Genomic DNA, 632 nt, shown 5'->3' with positions numbered 1-632 from the left:
ACATGGCACCGACAGAAGGCGCCACGAGTTCATTGACATATTGAGAAGTAGAAGAGAAGAAAGAAATAATCGCGCAAGCGAATTAAGGGCGCATGGGGAATACCTAGGCTCTCAGAGGCGAAGAAGGACGTGATAAGCTGCGAAAAGCTACGGGGAGCAGCACATTTGCATTGATCCGTAGATATCCGAATGGGGCAACCCAGTACCATGAAGTGGTATTACCCTACGGGGGGCGAACGGGGGGAACTGAAACATCTAAGTACCCCTAGGAGAAGAAAACAATAGTGATTCCGTAAGTAGTGGCGAGCGAACGCGGATTAGCCCAAACCACCTTGGTTACGGCCAAAGTGGGGTTGTAGGACTCACCGAGTGGTTATGAATTGAACTGGAATGGTCTGGGAAGGCCAACCGTAGAGGGTGAGAGTCCCGTACAGGTAAGAGACGTAGCTGAGTGAGTATCCTGAGTAAGTGGGGACCGGAGAAATCCCCTCTGAATCCGGCGGCACCATCCGCCAAGGCTAAATACTCCTGAGAGACCGATAGAGAACTAGTACCGTGAGGGAAAGGTGAAAAGTACCGCGAGCAGCGGGGTGAAATAGAACTTGAAACCATGCGCTTACAAGCGGTCGGAG

The 632-nt window shown here is 51.6% G+C and carries 1 rRNA gene; it reads left to right on the top strand.

The annotated features are described in order from the left end of the window. Positions 1-72: 72 nt before the first annotated feature. Positions 73-632: ribosomal RNA gene (locus X939_RS0121900) — 23S ribosomal RNA — on the top strand; the annotation flags it as partial.

It is taken from the genome of Dyadobacter tibetensis Y620-1 (assembly GCF_000566685.1).
Lineage (GTDB): Bacteria > Bacteroidota > Bacteroidia > Cytophagales > Spirosomataceae > Dyadobacter > Dyadobacter tibetensis.
The sequence above is the reverse complement of the archived record's forward strand: the minus strand, read 5'-3'. Positions and strand labels throughout refer to the sequence as shown.